We start from the raw sequence: 21,045 nt of genomic DNA on the forward strand, positions 1-21,045 counted from the left end.
AAAAATAAACAATCATTCATTAGGGTCAAGCTTCGCCAAGCTGACTCTTTAACGATAGAAATGAAGCAATCCAGAGTCCTCCCAAACCTGCTGTAACCCTATCTAATGGTGATGTTTAGGCGATAGCAGGTCTAGGCGGGGCGATCGCTCCGAGAGACTTACTGAACCTTAAACTCCGACACACTCTGTTGCAGTTCTCCCGCAACACCGAGGAGCTTCGTAAAGGATTCCGCCACCTTGACTGATTGCTCAGATGTTTGGCTAGAAATTTCCGCCACATCCTGCATAGTCTGGTTTAGTTCATTCGAGATATTTACCTGAGTTGATGCCGATTTCGCAATCTCTTCAACCACACGGTTAATACTTGTACTCACTTTTGCCAGATCTGTCAGAGTTTGACGAGTTCCTTTCACAAGCTTTGTCCCGATTAATACCCGCTTCCGACCAATGTCCATCGCCTTGATTACCTCATTAGTCTCCGATTGGATCTCTTCGATAATCTCCTCAATTTCCTTGGTCGCATTGGCAGACTGTTCCGCTAAAGTACGGACTTCATTGGCTACCGCAAAACCCTGTTCCTCTTCTCCAGCTCTTGTGGCCTCAACCGATGCATTCAGAGCAAGAAGATTCGTCTGATTTGCCAGTTCACGAATCAAATTCAGTACCCGCGAAATTTTCTGAGAAGCATCCGCAAGATTTTTTACCTTGCGCGCCGTTGCTTCTACAGTTTGTTGAATGGCCAAAATACCTTGTACAGTTCGGTTCATCGCTACATCACCAGCTTTTAGGGTTTTGTTTGCGAGTTGTACCTTTTGTTGAGCATCTTGGGCATTCGTGGCAACCTCACGGATAGAGGTCGTCATATCAGTAATTTTCTGGAGTGCTTCCCCAACACTTTCCGCTTGACGCAACGCTTCTGTGGACAGGTTCTTAATTTGACTTTCACTGTCTTGAGCGGTTTCCGACACGATAGATGTCGAATCTTGTACTTGTTGCACCAGTTGTTGGAGGTTCTCAATCGTTGCATTAAAGAAGTCAGCAACGGTTCCCATTTCCCCCTCTGTTACACCAGCTCTTACGGTGAGGTCGCCTTCAAAAGAATTCTCGATTTCTTCGAGGAAATTTTCGATTTGACCTTGAAGCTGCTCTTTCTGTTGCCGTTGCTCTTGGGATGTTTCTTCCGCTTGCTGACGAGATTCTTCAATTTCATTGAGTAATAGTGCTTGATCCAGGGCATAACCGAGCTGAATTGCAACCTGCCGGAAAGATTCCACTAGGGGGGCTTCCCACTCACGGGTGCTGGAACATTGGTGTGCCCCAAGCAACCCATACAGTTTTTGATTCACCAAAATCGGCACTACCACGTTGGCTTTCACCTGCCATTTTCCAAGTTGTTCCTCGTGACAAGCGGTGAGTCCGGCCTGGTTAACATCGGGCGTCACTTGTACACGTCCTTGGCGATAGGGTTCAACGTAATCTTCAGGGAAACAAGGTACCTCACCATCTGCCATCATGTCTTGGCTCAACTTCCGCCAGCCACTAGCAACCGCTTCATACGGAATATTACCGCCCCAGTTTTCATCAAATCGATAGACCACAACACGATCGCACTTCATGAGTTTGAGTGCTTCCTCTGTACCTGTCCGGAAGATTCGTTCAACGTCAAGGGACTCACGCACCCGGAAACTAATCAAGTTCACCTGTTTGGTTCGAGCAACCGCTTCTTCTTGAGCACGGCGGAGAAGAGCTTGGTCAAGGGCATAACCGATTTGCTCTGACAGCTGTCGAATCGTATCTGTTTCCAACTCTGTCCAAGAGCGTGTATTCGAACACTGATGTACCACTAAAAGGCCATACAGCCGTTGGTTTGCTACGATGCCTGCGGCCATATAGCCTTTCACACCGTAGGGTGAAAACTCATTAACGTGGCAGTCAACAAAATCAGAGTTAAAAATATCCGTAACGGTTTTAATGTTGCCCTTCAGGTAATACTTCGAGAATTTCTCTGTGACATGAGGCTCATTCGTACGGACACCAAGGGTAGCCGGATAGCCTGTATTCACGGATTCTGAGGTGATAATACCTTTCCAAGAGGAGTCAAATTCATAAATAATGGCGCGATCACTCCCAAGAATTTCTCGAGTTTCTTCGACAGCCACATTCAAAATCGCTTCAACTTCAGAGGATTCCTGTAAGCGTAAACGCGTTTCATTCAAGCGTTTTGCCCGCTCTTGCTCTTCTCGTAGAAATGCTTGCTCAAGTACATAACCTGTTTGCTGAGCAATTTGTTTTAGAGTATTGATTTCAGTGTCAGTCCACTGACGGAAATCAGAACACTGCTGCACCATAAACATGCCATATAGTTTTTGGTTAGCAACAAGTCCCACTGCCATATAAGCCTTAACGCCATGGGCTTCCACCTCTTTCAGTTGACATTCTATAAAGCCTGCTTCATAGACATTTTCATAGGCGAGCACTTTACCGCGTATATAGGACTTCGCTAATTTGTCGCCTACCAGTTGCTCATTGGTTTTGAATCCCAGAACTGAATCTACTCCAGTGGCAACTGATTCAGCATTAACAATGCCCCGCCATTCTCCATCAAATTTATGGACGAATACACGATCCGCATCAAGAATGTCTCGAGCTTCATCGACGGCAGCATTGAGAATTTCGCTTACCTCAAAAGATTCTTGCAGGCGAGCACTAACATCACTCAAACGCTGAGCACGCTCTGCGGTCATTTGCCGCTGCTCAATCAGATTAATTCGCTCTAAGGCAAAACTTACCTGGTTACTAATTTGACGCAATAGACTATTCTCAGATTCTTGCCATTGTCGAACCGATTGACAGCTATGCACCACCATCAGTCCGAATAGTTTTTTCTCAATGGTGACAGGCGCAATCATCAGCGATCGCACCTGGGAGAGTTCGAGATGTTCGCGCTGAAATTCACTCAGGCCAGCCCCAGTCATCCGGCTCAGAACGGTGATTTTGCCCCGTTGTGCCTGTTTAACGTAACGTTCATCTAGACCACAATCATGGAGACTTTTATCAAGGAGACTCTTCCAGCGGGGTTCTGAAGATTCGGCGATCGCCGTACCCTTCAGTTGAGCATCCACCTTGAAAATAACAACCCGATCAACCTTAAGTGCTTCCCGAGCATCATCGACAACACTATCGAGAATTTCTTCAATATCGCTGTAGCCACCCAATCGTGCCGAAATATCATTGAGAATCTGTGCCTGAAGTGCGGCATCTTCTTGTTGCTGCAGCGCAAATGCCTGGTCAAGGGCTGTCCCAATCTGTACTGCTGCTTTCTTGAGAATTTCAGTTTCATTCCCTGTCCAACGTCGTGCGGAAGTACACTGATGGACGACCAAAAAGCCCATTAGCTTTTGTTTTGCCATAATCGGCGCGACAAGACTTGCCCGAATTGCTCTTGCCTTGAGCTGATCGAGGGTGGCATCATCAATTTCTAGCTCATAAACATCGTTCACACGGTTAAGCTGACCGCGTTGATAGGCTTCGAGATAGGACAGAGCTAGCCACGGACTTGGCAATGCCATTCCCATAGTGGTGGGAAATTGCCGTTCGACAGACTCTGCCACAACTTGGTTTTGTCCTTCAGCATTGAGGCGACAAACAACGACGCGATCGCCCTTCAGCGCATTATGAACTTCCTGAACTGCTGCCGCAAAAATATCATCTGCAGTGAGGGATTCTCGAATACGCAAACCAATTTGGTTTAGCCACTGCGCCTGTTCTGCAGCCTCTCGCTGTTGACCAAGAAGTTGCGCTTGGTCAAGGGCATAACCCACCTGAACAGCCAGCTGACGGAAAAAATCAATCTCGGATTCAGACCATTCCCGCGCATTAGAACAATGGTGCGCCACTAACAAGCCATATAAATCGCCTTCTAAAAGTAAGGGGGTTGTCAAACTGGCTTGGGTATCCAAACGCTGCAGTTGCTCTAATAAAGAACTATCAAGCTGAACGCTATTACTGACATCATCAACCGCCTCTACTCGCCCTTGCTGATATAACTTAATCGCTTGATCCGACATGGAATTGCCCATGTAGTAAGAGCCCAAGGCACTCGGCCAAAGACGCTCAACCGATTCATAGGAACCTTTTGCCAGCCAATTTTCATCAAAAATATAGACAACTACCCGATCCACATCGAGGGCATTACGAGCATCTGTGACTGTGGCGTTGAGAATATATTCAAAGTTGAGGGACTCTCGAATGTGAGAGGTCATCGCATTCAACAATTCTGCCCGTTCTACAGCTGCTCGCTCAGTTGCGAGGAGGGATTGCAGCTCGTCAGTCATCATATCGATGTTAGAGCGGAGGCTACTAAGCTCTCCCACCAAGGCACCTGCTTTAGAACTCAGGGCAGAGTGCTTGGCATCAGATGAAAGGGACTGTACGGGAACGAGGGTCAGGGTCTCTTCAATCCGTCGTTCTTGGGCAGAAAGGGAAGGGTTTTCTAGACCACTGTTTTTATTGGGATCGTTGTTGGGACGGATGGGAGTCTGAGTCATGGTTATTGCGGCAAATTCAACAAGTTAGGTAAGAATGTTGGAGAAAAAAGGAAGAAAGTATGATTTCAAAATTGTTTTTGATCTCGTCTATGAAATTTTCTTTTCAAGTCGGCGATCGCAGGGTTTCGAGTAATGCACCAAGATTGACACTGACCACAGAGGTATCCTTCATGGCAGCAAAAGAACCATTGAGTAGGGGAGCTACTTCAGGTTTAAACGAATCTGGCAATTTAGCCTGGATTTTCGTACTATCACACCGGATCAGCTGACGCACTTCCGCAACGAGAATGCCAAAGCTTTGTTGATTTATAGTGACTTTGAGCACATTGCATTTTGCAGATTGATAGTCAGTGCTTAGGAGGGGTGGCAAGCCCAGGGCATAGGATAAATCAACTAGCCAGAGTACTTCACCACGCCAACCGCATATACCAACAACGGCGGGGGGCAAATCGGGGATTTGAACAATGCTGTCTAAGCCAAGATTGACTGTTTCCGTCAGCTGACTAGTGGGAATCATGCCCCATAGTTTCTGGGTTAGAAGAAAGCTAATAAATTGCTGTTCTGTGGTAGGGGGATCTGTCGATGTTTTTGGAGCCATATCATGCAACCTTTGATGGGAGGGGATAGCAGATGTCCTGAGTGGGGTTTAAAGCCAAAAAGTTATGCTCGTTTTTTTCGAGGGCGATCGCCAGCCGCAACTTAGAAAGGGACTGGCAATCAGTAAATGAACCCTTACCGCCCGATGATTAGCCGACCCATTTACGGACAGCACCGAGGAGCGCATCTTGATCGATAGGCTTGGTGATGTAATCATTGGCGCCCTGTTTAGCAGCCCATTTTTTGTCCATTTTTTCGGATTTGCTGGAGCACATAATCACCGGAATTTTTTCAGTTTTAGGATCTTTTTTGAGTTCACGGCATAGTCCAAACCCGCTCTGACCAGGCAACACAACATCCAGGACAATGCCATCTACGGCTTTCTGGCTCAAAATTGCTTTTGCTGCCTCTGCAGTCGTCACCTTCAATAGGGTAAATCCCGCCCCTTCCAGACAGGATGTAATAATTTGCGCTTCAGTCGGACTGTCTTCAACGAGCAATAATGTTGACATCTTAAACCTCTAAAAAATAATTGAAACGGACATGAAATCCTACGGTATTTGAAGGCGATCGCCCCAATGGAACTTATAGATTTCGTGATAAGGCAGAATTCGCAACCCCTACATCAACCGGAATCTGGTCAGTCGTTTGTTTTTTTTCGGCAATTTCCTCCAAGTATTTTTCAACGAGGGCCAAAGTCTTCTCTGCATCTGGTGGTTTACCCAGAAAATCAGAAGCCCCGACCAATTTCGCTCGATTGCGATCAATCAGCGTGTCTCGACTCGTCAGTACGATAATGGGGGTTTTCTCAAAAACCGATGTCTGCCGTAAAAATTTGCAGACACTATAGCCACTCGCATTCGGCATGACGAGATCGAGAATAATAATGTCTGGCTGATTTTCAATTAATTTTGCAACACCTCGCATCGGCTCATTAATAGCCAATGTTTTGTAACCTGCGCCTTCTAAAATCTTTTTCAAAGTCTGGAGAATGACCGGACTATCATCAATACAAGCAATCAGACCTTCACGACTAGGCTCTTGACTGCCCCGAGACTGGCGAGCGGATGAACTCGCTGCTTTATCCATTCCAGCCAAAGGATGAGGTAAGTCCGTGATTTTTTTGAGCTGTACGATGCGCTTTTTCAATAAGGGGATGAGCGCTTTCGTCACGTTAGTAACAGATTTTCCTAATTGAACTGAAATATCCCAGAGCGTCGATTGTCCATTAAGATAACGCCCAAAAACCCCTAGGGCAGAAGGGTTTACTCCTGTACGCAATACTGGTGCGAGAGTCGGACTAAGGTTTCCCAAACCAGCGCTTTGCCACTGCCGCTGTAAGGCGACGACTTTCGAAATATCTGGATCTACTTCTAGATAGGACAGGGATAAACTCAGGGCAATTTCTGTCGCCTGCTTGGAGTTTTCTTGCCATTCAATCGTGGCATTGCCATAACAGCCAAGATCAAAAAAAACTTCTTGGGCGATCGCCCGAATAATTGCCTTTGCCTGAACCACCGTAATTTGTTTGTGGTTAATCCCTTGATAGAGGAGCTGATACTCCCACATATGAGCATCGTGTAATTCTTTTGGATTTGGAATCCAGTCAGGCACCAATCGCTTGGTAATTCTATTCCAGCGACGCGTTTCATGAATCCCAGCTTTCGCATAAAGCAAACGACCAGACAAAAGATAAATCCGTCCTTTTGTCTGACTATTACCAATAACCAACTCCCCTGTTGCCCGTTTTTGACAAAGAACATTGAGTTGTTCAGCGATCAATTTGAGGGTGTTGACTGTGGCTGTCATATCGTTTTAGAGCTTTATCGCTCACTAATAATAACTTTGGAATTCTATGTTTTTGTTGCTTTTTTTTAAGAACGATAGAAAACTTATTCTGCTATTTCTATGTTCACAGGAGTCACCAACCTTGCACTCTAACTCTATTTAAATTTAACGCTAAGTCAATTGCTATTTCAAGTTAGTAAAATTCAGATGCCAGCTTCAGCAACTAATCTAGTGGGATACTACTCTCTTTGCTGCTTGACACTTGTTCGTAGACTCAGGAAAACAATCCGGACAAGAAAAAAAAGTTCTGCCCATACTTAAGTGATTTCACGCAGGTGCTCGAGGTAAGTAATTGTACTTTAAGCAACTATTTAATTGTTTTAATAAACATCTCAAGCGACATTGTTTTTTGCCTATAAAGACATGTAACTAACAAGAGAAAATCCTATGCCTAAGAAATGAGTGGCAAATCACCATAGAGCAGTACTCTCCACTATAAATGATTAGCTTGAGAACCGTGGTTTTCAATATCACTATCATTGGAGAAAAGTAATCCGATATTAATGACAAAGTAAACAGAGTACGCCAGTTTTTGCTTCAACTAATCTCAAATAAAAACAAGAAGAAAGACTGTACTCTGAATTTCAATCAAGCTTTAAAAGTTTGTCTTAAAAAGAGAAAAAAATATTGTTTTATCCCAAACAATATCCACACTAAAAAAGAAGTAAGCAACATCTAAAACTAATCTAGTATTTCCAGAGGGTAGGTTTATAGTTTTTATCGCACAATCCCCAGCATTTATTAATTACAACAAATGCATTTTCAACAGAATATTGATCATATTTTTTAAATATAATTTTTTGCAATAGGATATTTATCAGCTTTAACGATAGGATGGCGATCGCCTAAAGAGAATGAGACAATAAGATTTTTTTGTTATGGCAGATATCGCATCACTAATTAATCAAGTACGCGCCGAAGCGAAGCGGGAAGAATTCCCCATTGATAGTCCGGTGTATCGCGCTGCCAAACTCGAACCAACGCAACCGGTTTTATATGGGGGGAATCTGAAAAGTCAGCTGTGCTTTTTTGGGCGGGACCTCGGGCGGGATGAGGTACATGGACGTCAGCCACTTTACGGCGCAGCAGGAACGCTAGTACGGCAGGGTTTTTACTATGCGATGCACGGCAAAAAAATTCATGATAAAGAGCAGTTAGCCACAGTCTGTCAGCGAGTTCTGTTAACGAATACAGTTCCTTACAAGCCACCCGGCAATAAGGCCTATTCTGTCGCAGTAAAAAAGCGATTTCGTCCTTTCATCGAAAAGTTATTAGTATTGCACTGGCAAGGCCAACAAATTATTACCTTGGGTACGGAAGCATTTAAGTGGTTTGATCCCTATGGACGACGTGGTGAAATCAATGGCTTTTTTCGGCAGGCTGATCGCTTTGACACATCGCTTCAGGTGACATTGAGAGCAACGGATGATCAAGGTATTGAACATCAAAAAACAGTAGCTCTTTCGCCCCTTCCTCACCCTTCTCCACTGAACCAACGTTACTACGCAAAATTTCCCCAAATGTTACAAAATCGCCTTGGTTCGATCGCCTTTTAATATTTTCTGGGCATTGTTGGGGATGAAGCAAAATTTCTTATGATAGAAACACAGTCTTGAGGAGAGCTCGCACAATGGCTAAGTGGTTTACAACGGGGGCGATCGCCGCACTTGTTGGCAGTTTTGGTATTTGCCTGGGAGCAAATGCACTGCCAGGTGATTTAAAAGAAGATGTCGCAACTTGGATTGAGGCAAATCCAAGTTTTCGAGATAGCCAAGTCCACAATCTCATGGTGACTCGCTTTAATACTGCGGCTCAGAAATTCACGTTTGAGGCATCGCTCTATTCGCCGACCTACATCAACGAGAAAAATTTCGGCCTCATTCGCAGCGAAAAAATCAGCTTTTTTGATGTCACGAATGGTGTGACATTCGAGCGTCTAGAGGAAGCGCTACGCACCATCTATGGCGTAAATATCTATCAGGATTATGCCAGTGCCCGGGAGATTTATTCTTATCCTGATATCGCAACAGTCAACCGTTCCAAACGCGAAAATCTGCCGACCCTCCGTGCTCAGAATGGCAAACTTTATGAAGGCGATCGCTTTGCATACTGGATCGAGATTGTCGAAACCAATCCAGAGACTGGCTTTGCCAATCGTGGACACATCACCGTTTTAGAGAAAATCGATTTGCCTGCCCTCGAAAATCAAATTAGCAGCCGTTAGGTTGTTTCGTTCTCTCGCTCAAAATCATTACCAGAGCCATACTTAAGTGCCTCCCGCAGTCGTTGCATCCGAAAATCAACAGTGGGAGGCAATTTTTTGCTGAGATGATAGCCAGAGCTATACACACCTAGTGACAAATAATGACGTAACCAATCACTGAGAGTACCCACTCCTAAAGTCGGCAATAACGGCAGTACTGTTTTGAAATTGACACGAGGCAATGTTTTCGCCAGCCCTTTAAACTGCACAACATCTTGCAAAAAAGGATTGAGCACGTCATCACCCAGCTCTGACATCACTTCAAACACAGCGTTCATCAGATCGTTAATTTGATTGGGATTACACCGCTGCTGCACGCCGACACTCATCGCTTTTTGAAAAAGCCAGGTTACAGATAAATTCGGTTGATAGGGTTGCAGTTTTGCAAGGGAATGGCGATCGCAACAATCTTGCTTTAGAGCATCATTAATTCCAGCAGTCAGCCTTGCTAAATGTCTGAGCATTGACCCAAAGCCTCCGAAACTCACTGGAGATTGTGCACCGCTACTGTCTCCAATCGGCAAAATACGACCCCAAGGATATCGCACTGGACTTTGGCGATAACTGGGAAAAAATCCAAACAGAAATCGACGAAAGTCCAAGGCTGCCAGCTCAGTCTGCTGATATTCCGGTAGAAGCTTGAGATATTCGTCGAGTAGAAACTCAAGACTAAATCGATCGGGATGGGCATCGAGGTAGGTAAAAAGATAAGTGGTGCGACCATCCTTCGCTGGAAATGCTTCCCAAAAATATTGGCATTGGTTACGGATCGGCGTGAAAGAGTAAATCAAATCACCTGTTTTGTTTTGCTCAAATCCTTTGGCGCAACTCCCCACCACTAGGCAAATTCCATCGGGTTTACGGCCTTGGCGAGCTTGCTGGGCAATAGGGGAGAAATGTCCCATGCCATCGAGGATAAGGCGTGTTTTTAAAGTGAGCTTAGCGGTTTTGGCGATCGCCCCATTGTCATAAACTTCGATAGTGGTACAGGCATTATGCTCAAAAACTTTGCCACCCCAAGTCAAAAACTTTTCCTTTAATTTTGCGAGTAAGGCTTTTGGACTGACGCCAATATTGAGGATATTCTCGACCCAGAGGGGTTCACCATGGAGAAACTGCACTCGCGCTGGATTGTATTCTGTGTAAATCACCTCCTGTAGCTCCTTCGGCGTTAGCAACTCCAACTCAGTTAGAACTACCAGCTCTGAGCGTGAAATATTCCATTCTTGGTCACGTCCCTGCAAAATACCTTTTTCGAGAACAATGACCTGCCAGCCCTGACGCTGTAATATCGCCGCCAACATAATGCCAAGAGTTCCGCCACAGACCACCACATCGCAGTCATACTCTTGCAGAGTTTGATTACTAGTCTGAACAATCTCTAGCTGAGGAATCTGTCCATTACGCCATTGAGACCATCGCTGATCAGCAAATTGCAGGCCTTTTAACGGGTTTCCATTCACTTGACTGAGAATCTCTTGTACTTGTCCCATGGCGATCACCTCCCGCTATCTCTCATTTTTCTAGGCTAGTTTTATCATTTTCTGGCTAAGTCATTGACAATAAGTACTTCAAAAGCAGACAAAAAAGAGGATTTGCTTGACTTAACAAAACGCAATGAATAAAATCAGCGTAACTTATGTTGCTCGCCTATTCGTAGACGATGTCTTCTATAGATTTAAAGATTTAAGAAATATTTTTTAGATTATCCCCCAAGGAGCTTACCCATGCTTAAGAAATTGTTTGGAAATGCCGAAGAAAAATTTGTAATGGAATTACCTGACTCTCAGGGACAAAATTCTAGTGCGGCAATGGCTCCTACTATTATCCAAAAAGAAGAAACAACATCTGCTCCAGCAGAAAAGATGGCAATCATCGCTGTCGATAGTGATGCAACGACAGAGATTGACGTTCCTAAATCTGCACCTGTTGTAGCTCCAGAGCCCGTTAAAGCTGCGACTACAGCTCCTGCTTCTGCGCAAGCTGAAGTTGAGAAGGCAAGTACTCCAGCTGCAACAGTAGTAGAGGAGACGACTGAAAATACAGCAGTAGCTGCGACTCCCGCAGCGCCAGTCGGATCTTTTTCTGACAAGTTTCTAGTCAATGCGGGCAATACCAATGCTCGTCGTCGCCCCAGTAAAAGTATGGATCCATTTATGGGATTGGCTCGCACAATGGGTGGTCGTTAAATTCACCATTGTATTGAGAGACATATCAAGGCTGTAGCAACAACAGCTGAAATAATCGAGTTGGATTTGTTGAGTATGACCAGAGGGGCGATCGCCTCTCTTTTTTTGTAGATTTATTTCCAAAACCTAGTGAAATAGCTTCAGTCACAGTGCTTCCAGAAGCATGTCAGATGTAGCCAGCTGATCATTGCGATTCCGATAATGCAACACTAATCACCTGAAATTTCCGGAAACCACCAAATTTAGAGAAACATCTATTTATAATGAGTCCAAACTCCTGTGTACTGCCGCGTCTATGCATCCCAACGAGCCGGACTCTCCCGCACTTTCCGAACAGAACACGTCACCCCTGAAAAAGCACCGCCTTCTGATCGGACTGGTTATTGGCGCACTGGTTGCAGTGGGAGGCGGTATGGGGTTCGCTCGCTATTTCATTTTTAAACGCCTCTCGCCCACCATCGAAACACAACTGACAAATTTAATTAATCGCCCGGTCAACCTAGGGGAAGTAAAATCCTTTTCCCTAAATGGTGTTCGTCTTGGCTACTCCGAACTCCCTGCCACAGAAGATGAAACCGATCAGGTTTTGCTGGAAGGCGTTGTTGTTAATTTTAGTCTTTGGCCACTACTCACCCAACGCAAGCTCAATCTCGATATCACTCTCCTCAAACCCCAAATTTATATCGAGCAAGACATTGATAATGTGTGGGTCGCTCTCGATATTCAGGACGATGACGACGATGATGGCGGTGGCATCAAAGTTGATGTCAACAATATTTATCTCAAAAATGCAGATTTAACCGCGCGCTCACGCATGGAGTCGGGCACTCTACAAACCCCTATTGAAATAACAGTCCCCTATGGCAAGGGCAAGCTCGTTCAAAACGATGAAGCTATTGATTTTGACCTAGAGGGCACCCTAAAACGTGGCGGAACTTTAGGCGTAACGGGTATCGCGAATCTTACTGATAGTTCTTTTTCTCTCGATCTACGCGCCAAAAAGCTTCAAATTTCGACCGTGACAGATTTATTGCCATTGCCTTTTACCCTGGCGGAAGGCTTGGTAGATGGCCAACTAGCGATGAATTTGGCACCCGGTGGTGAGCTCACAGATTGGCAAGGGGAAGTAATCACAGAAGGTACAACCCTGATTTTGCCGCAGTTGGTCAAGCCGATTAAAGGAATGGACAGCAAAATCACTTTTGAGGAACAGCGTCTAGATTTTACAGATCTGTCGGGCAGCTTAGGGAAAGTAGATCTCGCTGGTGAAATGAATTTAGATCTCAGCGGTTCAATTGAAGGCAAGCTGATTAGTCAGCCGGTGACGATTGGAGATTTGTTGACGACGTTTGAGTTGGATGCGCCGGAATTTGTGCTGGATGGTCAGCTGCGTGCTTTGGTCTCTGTGACGGGGGCATTAGAGGAGCCGCAACTGTTTATCGATGCGGTCAATTACGATACGTTGACGTTTGACCGCATTACGTTTGATCAGTTTCAGGGCACGTTGGCGATTATTGGCAGTCAGTTTTTCGTTGAAAATTTTGTTGCCACACCAACTCTTGGCGGTCAGTTTCAGGGTCAGGGTTTAATTCAAATGCCAACAGAGGCATTCCCTGAAGGGGCGATCGCCATCAATACAACGGGCACTCAATTACCGACTAATGCATTGGCGCAACTCTACGAAATTCCAACGCCTGTGCCACTGGGAACGGGACAAGGGGATTTTGTCTTTGAGGCAACGGTAGATAAAGTTGATCAGTTTGTGGTGTCAGGTTCAGCTGTCATTCCAGTCGCGGGAGGACTGGTCACCGCCACGAATTTGAAGGTCACCCAAGAACGTTGGCAAACTCCCGCAACCGCCCGTGGTTTAAGGCTCAATGAACTTTATACACAGCCCTTACCGCCTTTCGCAGAAAATAGCTTGGTGAATGGTGAGTTTGACGCAACAGGTGCACTTTCTCCTGATGCCGCAGATCCCGATCCGCTTCAAGTGACAGGTCAAGCGCGCACAACTCTCGCGGGCGGCACGGCGATCGCCAACAATTTAAGGGTCAAAGATGGCTTATGGAAAACAGATATTAGCCTTGAGGGATTAGAACTCAATCGTTTGGCACCGGATTTACCACCTGTAGCTGCCACCTATAGCGGCGAGTTTGTGGCGGCGGGAATGCTCGATAATCCCAGTGCTGATGCCATCGATGCTGCTGGGGCGGGTCGCCTAACCATTGCGGATGGTGGCGTAATTCGTACCGAAAATGTGGCGATCGCCAAAGGTGAATGGTATAGCCGCGCGGAAGTGGACAACGTTAATCTCGTTAACTTTTCGCCATTACTCGGCAACTACGTCAGCACTGTACCCACCAATGGTTCCTTCGAGGTACGCGGTGTGCTCGACAATATTGCCCTCGAAGCTGTGCTCGCCCAAGGACAAGCCGTCTCCCAACTCGCAGGGGGCAGGGTTGAAAGCAATAATATTACGCTCCAGCAAGGTGAATTCGCGAGCCAAATGGTAGCGATGGGAGTCGCCCTTTTCCCCTTTTCTGAGCAAATGACAGGCTTTGGTTCTGGTGAATTTGCCGTCATTGCCGATGCGATTAATCCTGACTTGAGTCGCTTACAAGTTCAGGGTGAGGCGCGTTTTAGTGAGGGACTATCGCTGATTGAGTCACCCCTACGGAGTAAATTTACTTGGACTGGCTCCCAACTCCAAATTCAAGAGGCGATCGCCACCGGATTTTCGGCCAATGGCTTAGTGGATATTAATACAGCCCGTTTAGAAACTGATCCGTTGGCCGCTATCGAAAATGTGGGATTAAACCTTAATCTCGCGAATTTTGAATTGGCAGGTTTACCCTTACCACCGAATGCACGCTCACTCACCTTGGCGGGACAAACCAGTTTTGTGGGGACAGTACAGGGGGCGCCGCTCCAACCCCAAGTCGATGGTAGTTTGCGATTCAATAATCTGGAGGTCGGGGATCTTATCTTTGAAAATCAGATCGAAGGCTCTATCCAAACCCGTAGCGATCGCCGTCTCCTCATTGCTCTCGAAGGGGAAAGCGATCGCCTCATTGCCCGTCTGAATAAAAATCTGCGTCCCGAACAAGCCGTACTTCAAGTTGCAGACACCAGCCTCGATGTTGCGGTGCAATACGGCACAAATCAAATTGACCCCAAACAACTTCGTCTCACAACCAAGAATTTTCCCGTTACCCTCGCCAAGGCGATCGCCCAAGACCAGCCCCAAGTTCAACAGATCGATTTTCCCCTTGCAGACATTCCGATGGATGGACGAATTTCGAGTGAGTTAACTGCGGATCTACAAAACTTATCTGCTTCCGGTCGGTTAATTGTTGATTCCCCTACCGTTGGTGTGATTCGGGGCGATCGCCTCAACGGCGACTTTTACTACGGCAATAACCAACTTGTCTTACGGGATATGGCTTGGCGACAACAAGGTAGCCTGTACGCCGTTAACACCACCATTAACCTTCCCAACGATAATAGCCAACCCACAATTGCCCTCACCGGACAAGTGGAACAAGGCCGCATCGAGGATATTCTCGTGGCAATGCAGCTGTTTGATTACAGCGACTTTCAAAATTTAGGCAAATTATCCCTACCAGATTACTTTGGCAAATCCAGCATCTTTGGTGATAGCCAAGACCTCTACGACACTGTAGATCTCGTCAACCCAAGAGATTTCCCCAAAGAAGTAATCACCCTTAATGTCCCCGCCGATCCAAAACTGATTCAACCCGATAACGATACCCGCCCCACTACCAGTTGTCGTGAACTGCTCAATCGCAATACCAGCCAGTCCCAAGATCCAAATACACTCTTCGTACGCAATAGCCAAGACTTATCCTTTGCCGAACGTGCAGCTCTCATTAACTGTGTCCAGACCAAAATTGCTCTCAATGATCGCGAGGCAAGTAAGACTTTACTGCCAGCGCAACTTGCCGACTTACGAGGAGCAGTTAATGGCCAATTCACTCTCAATCTAGATAGTGAAGCAAACCTTGAAGCAGACTTTGACCTCCGAGGTGGCTACCAAGAAATTACAGAACTCGGCGAAACCACTCTAATTGGACGACCGTGGCAGTGGGGCGCAATTGAAATTCCCTATGTCGTGGCTCGCGGTGTCCTACGCAATAATGTGTTGACTCTCAGACCCATTAATATTCAACTGCCCGATGGCCAAGTCATTTTTATCGGTAGCTTTGGTGGCGAAACCCAGTCAGGACAGCTGCGATTAAATGAAATTCCCGTGGCCTTCCTCCAAAAATTTGTCGATTTGCCTGAAGCCGTTGGTTTACAAGGGTCGATTAATGCGAGTGCCAACCTTGCTGGTACGCCAAAAGACCCTTCTGCAAGGGGTGAGATGAGTATGACCAATGCGCGTATTAACGATGCCGAGATTAGTGCGGTTACCGGAAACTTCGCCTATGAGAATGCCCATCTGGACTTTACTGTGGACGGCGAACTTCTAGAGGGGGTTGATCCGTTAACGGTGGTGGGTAGTATTCCCTATCAGTTACCGAATACAGATGTGGCTCCAGATAGTAATGAGTTGAAATTGACGTTTAATCTTAAGGATGAAGGGTTTATTTTGCTCAATATTTTGTCGAGAGGACAGTTAGCTTGGCTGGACGGTCAAGGTCAGATGGATTTGACAATTGATGGCGAGATTGATCCGGAAACAGGTCGCCCAGAAGATTTGATCGCGCAAGGGCAAGTGGCGATCGCCGATGCAGAGATCCAGGCGAAAACATTACCCGATGCCCCTCTCACTGATGTCAATGCAAAGATCGACTTCAACTTTGATAACTTCACTATTCGCGAACTCACCGGAGACTTTAGTGGTGGGGAAGTCGATATCAGCGGCACTCTGCCAATTGCCCAAGCTAATGCAGAAGAAAACCTCAACGTAAAACTAAACGACCTTAACTTTGTCCTACCAGACCTTTACGAAGGCGGTGTCAATGGCGATCTCACCATTGCAGGCTCTGCCCTAGAACCAATTATTGGTGGTGATATTAACCTTAGTGAGGGTCGTATTTTCCTCGTCGACAATCAACAACAAGTCGCAGTGACTCCACAAGGAACAACCAATACAAAATCCGACCCTAAAACAACCGATACAAAGCAGCTGAAACAGTCCACAAAAATAGTCCCTAGCCCAGCAGCCCCGAATGTCGATCTCACTGCTCTCACCGAATTCCGCGATCTAAGAATCACCCTAGGGAAGAATATACAAATTACCCGTAGCCCAATCCTAAATTTCCTTGCCACCGGCGATATGCTATTCAATGGCACCTTGATTGATCCAAAACCCAGCGGCATTATCGAACTCAAACGAGGCCAAGTGAATCTCTTCGCCACCCAATTCCGCCTCGACAAAGGCAATAAAAATACAGCAACCTTTATCCCCAGTCTTGGCCTTGACCCTTACCTTGATGTTGCTCTTCAAGCATCACTTGTCGAAACCCCTCAATCATCGCTAATCAACACAGATCCATTGTCAGCAGAAGTTCAGGACAACAGCGTCTTTAGCGCAACCCAGATCGGCACTATCGAGACCATTCGTGTCCGAGCCAAAGTTGAAGGCCAAGCCAGCCAACTCGACAACAGCGTAGAACTGAGCAGTAGCCCGCCCCGCAGCGAAACCGAACTTGTTGCTTTACTCGGCGGCACATTACTTGATAGCTTCACATCAGAAGGGACAGATAGTGGTCTAGCCCTTGCCAACCTAGCAGGTTCTGCCCTACTCAATACCGTCCAAGATACAATCGGCAATGCCCTTGGGCTGAGCGAACTAAGACTCTTCCCCACAGTAATTGCTGACGATGAAGAAGACCGCAACACGACCCTTGGTCTAGGAGCCGAATTAGGTATCGATATCACGCCTAGTTTTTCCTTCTCTCTCCTCCAAATCCTCAATAGCAGCGAAACGACTCAATTTGGTATTAGATATCGCCTTAACGATGAAATTTTTATCCGTGGCTCGACAAATCTGAGTGATGATAGTCGCCTAACTGTAGAGTACGACCTGAAATTCTAGGCATAAAACAAGAAAAGTGAACAATCTTTCCTGAGAAACGTTAACATTAGTTAATAACTAACCTGAATGACAGGATAAGACTCTCTTTTAAGAAAACCACCATATTGCTTATCCTCAAATGCTAGGAGGCTCCCAGTAGTGAATAAAAACAATAAAAAATGGCGCAGTGCAGGGCTTTATGCACTTTTGGCGATCGTTGTGATCTCCTTGGCTGTGTCCTTCTTTGATCAGCAACCCCAGAGCCGTGAAACATGGCGCTACAGTGAATTTCTAGAACAAGTTCAAAGTGGCAATATTGAGAGCGTTAAGATTAGCTCTGACCGTTCTCAAGCATTTGTTCCCGCCCAAGATGGGACACCAATTCTCGTAAATCTTCCTCCCGGAGATACTGAGCTTATCGATATCCTCAGCAACAACAGCGTTGATATCGCAGTATTGCCTCAGAGCGATGACAATTGGGTCTTCCGTGCACTCAGCACTTTGATTTTCCCAATCCTGCTACTTGTCGGTTTGTTTTTCTTGCTTCGCCGTGCTCAAAGTGGCCCTGGTTCCCAAGCAATGAACTTCGGGAAATCTAAGGCTCGTGTACAGATGGAGCCTCAAACTCAAGTTACTTTCGGTGATGTCGCTGGTATTGAGCAGGCAAAGCTGGAATTGACTGAAGTTGTTGACTTCCTCAAAAATGCTGATCGTTTCACTGCTATCGGAGCAAAAATTCCTAAGGGCGTTCTCCTCGTTGGCCCTCCTGGAACTGGTAAAACTCTCCTTGCAAAGGCTGTAGCTGGCGAAGCTGGTGTACCATTCTTCTCCATCTCTGGTTCTGAATTCGTAGAGATGTTCGTTGGTGTCGGCGCATCCCGCGTCCGTGACCTTTTTGAGCAAGCTAAGCAAAACGCGCCTTGTATCGTCTTTATCGATGAGATTGATGCTGTCGGTCGTTCCCGTGGTGCCGGTCTTGGTGGCGGTAATGATGAGCGTGAGCAAACTTTGAACCAACTTCTTACTGAGATGGACGGTTTCGAAGGCAATACTGGCATTATCATCATTGCGGCAACAAACCGTCCTGATGTACTTGATGCAGCACTTCTACGTCCTGGCCGTTTTGACCGTCAGGTTGTGGTTGACCGTCCTGATTATGCAGGTCGTTTGGAAATTCTTAATGTCCACGCTCGCGGCAAGACGCTATCCAAGGATGTCGATCTTGAAAAGATTAGTCGTCGTACACCTGGTTTCACAGGTGCAGATTTGTCTAACCTTCTTAATGAGGCCGCAATTCTTGCAGCACGTCGTAATTTGACTGAAATTTCGATGGATGAAATCAACGATGCGATTGATCGTGTGATGGCTGGTCCTGAGAAGAAGAATCGTGTAATGAGTGAAAAGCGCAAGACACTTGTTGCTTATCACGAAGCTGGCCATGCCCTTGTTGGTGCTTTGATGCCTGACTATGATCCTGTTCAGAAAATCAGTATTATTCCTCGTGGTCGTGCTGGCGGTCTCACTTGGTTCACGCCTAGTGAAGATCGGATGGACTCTGGTTTGTATTCTCGCTCTTATCTCCAAAACCAAATGGCAGTTGCCCTTGGTGGTCGGATTGCTGAAGAAATTATCTTCGGTGCGGAAGAGGTTACTACTGGTGCGTCTAATGACCTCCAACAGGTTGCAAATGTCGCCCGTCAAATGATTACTCGCTTTGGGATGAGCGATCGCCTTGGCCCTGTTGCCCTTGGTCGCCAAAACGGAAACGTATTCATGGGTCGTGACATTGCATCTGACCGTGATTTCTCTGATGAAACGGCTTCTGTCATTGACGAAGAAGTGCGTGGTCTCGTAGAAGAGGCTTATGTCCGCGCAAAGGATGTCCTCGTTGGCAACCGTTCAGTTCTTGACCGTTTGGCTGACATGCTTGTCGAGAAAGAAACTGTTGACTCTGAAGAGTTACAAACATTGCTAATGGAAAGCGATGTCAAAATGGCCGCTTTCTCCAATGCTTCTGCATAGGCGAATTTAGTGGAAACTCACAGACTGTGAGTTTCATTTACACTGAATAAATAATGAAAAAGTGACTCTCAATTTGAGAGTCACTTTTTTAGTGGGGATCTTATTTCTTGTCAGCAAAAAACGGGTTGATGCTGGATAAAAATTTAGGTGGGAACAGCTTCGCCAGGGCGCAATTTTGCCCATTTACCATCTTCACGGGAAAAACTTTCACAGCCGACGACATCCCATTCCATCTCAATCATTTCACCCTCAGAACGGATATTGACATTAATAGTTGGTTCTTTGGGTTCGAAGGTCGGGTCTTCAGTGAGATGGGGTTGTTGATGTTGAGTTTCGACCACATGGTAAGTCTGACATCGATCCACATATTCACAGTTGATACAAATACACATGCTACGCCTCGCTAACCTCAAGGTCTTCTCAGTATAGCGATTCTGTCAAAAGGCTTGGGAAGGCTGAATTAGTGGGTGGTGATCGCCGCAAGAAATATCAATCAATTTAGCCAATCACTATCGTAATTAAAGCGTGAGATATCTACTTGGTGATCGCCAAAGAAAGAGTATTTAATACGTCTGAGTCGTGCCAAGCGGACAGGCTAGAGTTTGCCAACTTTCATCAAAATAAGGTTCATCAGGAATTTGACCACCTTTTTCAGACTTTTTACACAGAATCGATACAGTCGTTGGATAGCCAAGCTCTACCTCGCTTTCTAACGCATAGACTCCACCGACAATATGGTGACCAGACGGCGATTTAGCGACAGCTTGGGAGGTGACTAATTTCGCATTTTCGCTGGTCAGATAATAGCTGTAATACTCAGTATCCTCAGACACTCCGATTTGTAACTCACTAATATCACTTGTAAACGTTTCATTTTCTAGCCAAAATGCTTGTTGGGCACGGTTCATCGCCCCTAAGTTTTGCACTGCTTCGGTCACTTTACTTTCAGCTTCTGCTTCCTGACAGCGTTCTTGCATCATGTCGTAGCGTTCTTTCGACTGCTCAATCAATTCAGCAACATCCAGCGTTTGAATATCATTCAGAGATCCAATGGTGTTGGGGTTTAGTAGAGATAGATTAATTGTCGTGTCCAGATTAACGAGCTCTGACTCAAGCATAGCCATATCCTCACATCCTTGCCCTGTATCCCAGACAGAGAACATATCTTCGAGATTCAGCTCTTGGGGGGCGAGGGGGAAACGATAAGCGACTAAATACTGTTTTCCGGCAATATCAATCGTATTGCCTTGGGTAAAGTAGGTATTACTATAGACATTTGAAATTCCGAATAGGCTAAACCAAGTTTGGATCAGATCCGCAAATTCATATTGGCCCGAAATCCGGAATTCACGCCAAGAGCCATCCAGTTCACCCAAAGTTAAATCTAGGGGATGATCAGAAGCATCTGGCATGAGGGGATTAGCTTGGGCAGCGCTGCTATTTTGCTTCATTGCCGCTGGGGCGATCGCCATCAAACTAGCGAGACAAAAAGCAGCAGTTTTTTGTTGAGAAATCCAATGCATTATCTTCATAGAA

12 protein-coding genes are annotated in these 21,045 nt (G+C 46.0%); 5 read left to right on the plus strand and 7 right to left on the minus strand.

Annotated elements, in window-relative coordinates:
* Positions 1 to 158: 158 nt before the first annotated feature.
* The 4 genes from LEPTO7376_RS08475 to LEPTO7376_RS08490 all read right to left on the minus strand — a co-directional run bounded on the left by LEPTO7376_RS08475 (position 159) and on the right by LEPTO7376_RS08490 (position 6,953).
* A complete protein-coding gene (locus LEPTO7376_RS08475) occupies positions 159 to 4,547 on the minus strand; it encodes a GAF domain-containing protein (RefSeq protein ID WP_015133788.1) in 4,389 nt (1,462 codons plus the stop codon).
* Between the two features lie 103 nt (positions 4,548 to 4,650).
* On the minus strand, positions 4,651 to 5,145 hold the full coding sequence (locus LEPTO7376_RS08480; RefSeq protein ID WP_015133789.1) for a chemotaxis protein CheW: 495 nt from the start codon (positions 5,143 to 5,145) through the stop codon (positions 4,651 to 4,653).
* 148 nt (positions 5,146 to 5,293) lie between these two features.
* Positions 5,294 to 5,656 carry a response regulator transcription factor gene (locus LEPTO7376_RS08485; RefSeq protein ID WP_015133790.1) on the minus strand — a complete coding sequence of 121 codons (363 nt, stop codon included), beginning with the start codon at positions 5,654 to 5,656 and terminating at the stop codon, positions 5,294 to 5,296.
* A gap of 73 nt (positions 5,657 to 5,729) precedes the next feature.
* Positions 5,730 to 6,953, minus strand: coding sequence for a response regulator (locus tag LEPTO7376_RS08490; RefSeq protein WP_015133791.1), 1,224 nt, complete (start codon positions 6,951 to 6,953; stop codon positions 5,730 to 5,732).
* Positions 6,954 to 7,870: 917 nt separating this feature from the next.
* Between LEPTO7376_RS08490 and LEPTO7376_RS08495 the strand changes: the two genes are divergently transcribed.
* Positions 7,871 to 8,548: a uracil-DNA glycosylase family protein gene (locus LEPTO7376_RS08495; RefSeq protein WP_015133792.1), complete on the plus strand. Its 678-nt coding sequence runs from the start codon at positions 7,871 to 7,873 to the stop codon at positions 8,546 to 8,548.
* 74 nt (positions 8,549 to 8,622) lie between these two features.
* Positions 8,623 to 9,216: a hypothetical protein gene (locus LEPTO7376_RS08500; RefSeq protein WP_015133793.1), complete on the plus strand. Its 594-nt coding sequence runs from the start codon at positions 8,623 to 8,625 to the stop codon at positions 9,214 to 9,216.
* On the opposite strand, the gene LEPTO7376_RS08505 is transcribed toward LEPTO7376_RS08500, so the two are convergent.
* Entirely contained in the window at positions 9,213 to 10,748 is a 1,536-nt protein-coding gene (locus LEPTO7376_RS08505) for an FAD-dependent oxidoreductase (protein ID WP_015133794.1), read from the minus strand. The two genes, LEPTO7376_RS08500 and LEPTO7376_RS08505, sit on opposite strands and share 4 nt — an antisense overlap.
* A 234-nt stretch (positions 10,749 to 10,982) precedes the next feature.
* Here LEPTO7376_RS08505 and LEPTO7376_RS23415 point away from each other — a divergent pair, with 234 nt between their 5' ends.
* The 3 genes from LEPTO7376_RS23415 (at position 10,983) to ftsH3 (ending at position 19,509) form a co-directional block, all read left to right on the plus strand.
* The gene (locus LEPTO7376_RS23415; protein WP_015133795.1) at positions 10,983 to 11,444 is read left to right on the plus strand and encodes a hypothetical protein; all 462 of its coding nucleotides are present in this window, start codon (positions 10,983 to 10,985) and stop codon (positions 11,442 to 11,444) included.
* A gap of 412 nt (positions 11,445 to 11,856) precedes the next feature.
* Positions 11,857 to 17,508 (plus strand): translocation/assembly module TamB domain-containing protein, encoded by a 5,652-nt coding sequence (locus tag LEPTO7376_RS08515; protein ID WP_225901190.1) that lies wholly within the window; start codon positions 11,857 to 11,859, stop codon positions 17,506 to 17,508.
* Positions 17,509 to 17,646: 138 nt separating this feature from the next.
* Positions 17,647 to 19,509: an ATP-dependent zinc metalloprotease FtsH3 gene (ftsH3, locus tag LEPTO7376_RS08520; RefSeq protein WP_015133797.1), complete on the plus strand. Its 1,863-nt coding sequence runs from the start codon at positions 17,647 to 17,649 to the stop codon at positions 19,507 to 19,509.
* A gap of 143 nt (positions 19,510 to 19,652) precedes the next feature.
* Here the strand turns inward: ftsH3 and LEPTO7376_RS08525 are convergent, their stop codons facing one another.
* Both LEPTO7376_RS08525 and LEPTO7376_RS23420 read right to left on the minus strand, forming a co-directional pair.
* Entirely contained in the window at positions 19,653 to 19,901 is a 249-nt protein-coding gene (locus LEPTO7376_RS08525; RefSeq protein WP_015133798.1) for a Ycf34 family protein, read from the minus strand.
* Between the two features lie 171 nt (positions 19,902 to 20,072).
* Positions 20,073 to 21,032 (minus strand): type IV pilin-like G/H family protein, encoded by a 960-nt coding sequence (locus tag LEPTO7376_RS23420; RefSeq protein WP_160148422.1) that lies wholly within the window; start codon positions 21,030 to 21,032, stop codon positions 20,073 to 20,075.
* Positions 21,033 to 21,045: the final 13 nt, after the last annotated feature.

This window comes from [Leptolyngbya] sp. PCC 7376 (assembly GCF_000316605.1).
In the GTDB taxonomy this organism is placed as follows: domain Bacteria; phylum Cyanobacteriota; class Cyanobacteriia; order Cyanobacteriales; family MRBY01; genus MRBY01.

Excerpts from the sequence above, each read along its gene's own strand:
- LEPTO7376_RS08475 (WP_015133788.1), bottom strand. The coding sequence starts at position 4,547 with ATGACTCAGACTCCCATCCGTCCCAACAACGATCCCAATAAAAACAGT.
- LEPTO7376_RS08480 (WP_015133789.1), bottom strand. The coding sequence starts at position 5,145 with ATGGCTCCAAAAACATCGACAGATCCCCCTACCACAGAACAGCAATTT.
- LEPTO7376_RS08485 (WP_015133790.1), bottom strand. The coding sequence starts at position 5,656 with ATGTCAACATTATTGCTCGTTGAAGACAGTCCGACTGAAGCGCAAATT.
- LEPTO7376_RS08490 (WP_015133791.1), bottom strand. The coding sequence starts at position 6,953 with ATGACAGCCACAGTCAACACCCTCAAATTGATCGCTGAACAACTCAAT.
- LEPTO7376_RS08495 (WP_015133792.1), top strand. The coding sequence starts at position 7,871 with ATGGCAGATATCGCATCACTAATTAATCAAGTACGCGCCGAAGCGAAG.
- LEPTO7376_RS08500 (WP_015133793.1), top strand. The coding sequence starts at position 8,623 with ATGGCTAAGTGGTTTACAACGGGGGCGATCGCCGCACTTGTTGGCAGT.
- LEPTO7376_RS08505 (WP_015133794.1), bottom strand. The coding sequence starts at position 10,748 with ATGGGACAAGTACAAGAGATTCTCAGTCAAGTGAATGGAAACCCGTTA.
- LEPTO7376_RS23415 (WP_015133795.1), top strand. The coding sequence starts at position 10,983 with ATGCTTAAGAAATTGTTTGGAAATGCCGAAGAAAAATTTGTAATGGAA.
- LEPTO7376_RS08515 (WP_225901190.1), top strand. The coding sequence starts at position 11,857 with ATGGGGTTCGCTCGCTATTTCATTTTTAAACGCCTCTCGCCCACCATC.
- LEPTO7376_RS08525 (WP_015133798.1), bottom strand. The coding sequence starts at position 19,901 with ATGTGTATTTGTATCAACTGTGAATATGTGGATCGATGTCAGACTTAC.
- LEPTO7376_RS23420 (WP_160148422.1), bottom strand. The coding sequence starts at position 21,032 with ATGCATTGGATTTCTCAACAAAAAACTGCTGCTTTTTGTCTCGCTAGT.